Annotated in this window: 2 protein-coding genes; both read right to left on the reverse strand. The window is 56.6% G+C overall.

Annotated elements, in window-relative coordinates:
* Positions 1-68: 68 nt before the first annotated feature.
* Positions 69-938: a 3-deoxy-8-phosphooctulonate synthase gene (gene kdsA / locus ABX962_RS35120; protein ID WP_372726308.1), complete on the reverse strand. Its 870-nt coding sequence runs from the start codon at positions 936-938 to the stop codon at positions 69-71.
* A gap of 17 nt (positions 939-955) precedes the next feature.
* Positions 956-1993: a diacylglycerol kinase family protein gene (locus ABX962_RS35125; protein WP_372726309.1), complete on the reverse strand. Its 1038-nt coding sequence runs from the start codon at positions 1991-1993 to the stop codon at positions 956-958.
* Positions 1994-2169: the final 176 nt, after the last annotated feature.

Raw genomic sequence — 2169 nt, forward strand, 5'->3', positions numbered from 1 at the left:
ACGAGAGTTCGATGTCGCCAGAGCGAGCAGTTTTGTGAGGCCATAGGAGGTTTCGAACAAGTGATGCTTTAGGCCGAGATTTCAGCACAGGCCGCGCGGAGCCTGAGCAAACGATCCATCATCGGTCCAAAAGCGTCCAATGGAATCATGTTGGGCCCGTCACTGGGAGAAGTCTCAGGATCAGGATGCGTTTCAAAAAAGACAGCGTCGATACCGATTGCTACGGCAGCCCGCGCCAAAGGTTCGACCATTTCTCGATTTCCCCCTGTCGCTCCCCCCAGCCCCCCAGGACGCTGGACGCTGTGCGTGGCGTCAAAAACCACCGGCACGCCGAGCGACCGCATGATCGGCAGCGACTGCATATCATTGACCAGCCGTCCATAGCCAAAAAAGGTGCCCCGTTCGCACAGCATCACGCCGCCGTCCCCGCTGGCGTGAACCTTTTCGACGACATATCGCATGTCCTCAGGAGCCATAAACTGGCCCTTTTTCACATTCAGCGGACGTCCGGTTTTGGCCGCCGCGACGACAAGATCGGTTTGTCGAGCAAGAAAAGCAGGAATTTGCAGTAGCGAACAAACCTCGGCCACTGCGTCGACTTGCTCCGGCAAATGAACATCCGTGGTGACGGGCAACCCGCAATGCTGATGGACTTGTTCGAGCATCCGCAGCCCTTCGTCGATTCCCGGTCCGCGTTTTGCATTGACGCTGGTCCGATTCGCCTTGTCAAACGAGGCCTTGAAGACCACGTTGACGTCGGGGCGTTGATTGATCGCCGCCAATGCATCGGCGATCGCAAAAGCGAGATCCTTGGTCTGCAGGACGCAGGGGCCCGCGATCAACAGCAACGGCTGGTTTGGACCGCATTGGTAGGAGCCGACCGAAACGGTGGCGACTTGGTTGCTTCGAACTTGGTTGCTTGGGGATGTGTTGCTCATACCTTTATCATCGGCAATCAAGCAGGTTTCGACAATCGCCCCGAAAAATCGGCGGTCACTGGCATCCGTAAACAAACACGCCCCGGTAGCGTGCTGATCTCCAGAGGCAAACGGCCGACATAGTCCCCATCCAACTGGTACGCCACTCGGGTTTTCGACGTCATGAACACACGACTGGCCCGTTCACGTTTGACATCCGCGAAACCAAGATGTCGTCCCGTGAAAATTCCCGCAACATAGCGTAATCCGCTCAGAATCGTCCCCTGACAAAAGGTGATCACGTCGAGCAGGCAATCATTTTCGATGGCATCCGGTTCGATGCGAAGCCCACCACCATAACATGGAATGTTGAAAACCATCGCCCAACACGGTTGCCAGGAAGACTCGCTGCAAGACGTCGCCGCCGCTGCAGCCGCCACCTGTGACGACTCGCGTTTTGCAGCGGCTTGGGAATCACCAAAGTCATGCTCGTCGCGTTCAATTCGCAAGTCAATCTGGGGAAATCGGTACCGTGACACTGCGCGAAGGATGGGACGCAGGTAACTTAGCCGCTGAATATGTCCTCGTCTTCGCAAATGGACATCTCGGACGACCTCGGCATCAAAACCACACGATGCCATCACCAGGAACAACCGCCCATTAGCCAAGCCAGCGTCAATGCGATAATCATGCCCCTGCAAAATCGTTTGGACAACGTCATCCGCGCTCGCGGTAAAACCAAAATGCCGAGACAACAGATTCTCGGTGCCCATCGGCATTGGCACGATCGGGATCTCTGCGGTGGCCAGATCGGCCAACAAACTGATCGTGCCATCCCCCCCGCACGCGACCAGGATCAACGAATGATCGGCCGCCGACTGAAAGCGGCCAATGTGCTCGCGAATAACCTGGATCGAGTCGGTCATGACTGCGTTGATTCCGTGTTGAGTCAAGCTTGCCACCAGCTTGGGAATTTCCTCGCGTCCTTGCCCCCGCCCCGCCTTGGGGCTGGCGCACACAAGCACGGTGACAGGCTTGATTGCGGCATCGGGGGATGGGTGAGTCGACGCGGTCATTTTTTTCGCAATTGCGTTGGAGGCACTATTTCTAACCTATCGTTTTAATGATCGAGTGATGATTCCGCGGGCCTCAGAGCCGCAAAACGCCGAACCACCCGCGCGATCGTCATAAACGTTAAGAGCCCACCGAATCCAAGATCACTCGCGATCGCGATCCCGGCAAGGGCAAAACG

Origin of the sequence: Novipirellula sp., assembly GCF_041583735.1 — a bacterium.
In the GTDB taxonomy this organism is placed as follows: domain Bacteria; phylum Planctomycetota; class Planctomycetia; order Pirellulales; family Pirellulaceae; genus Novipirellula.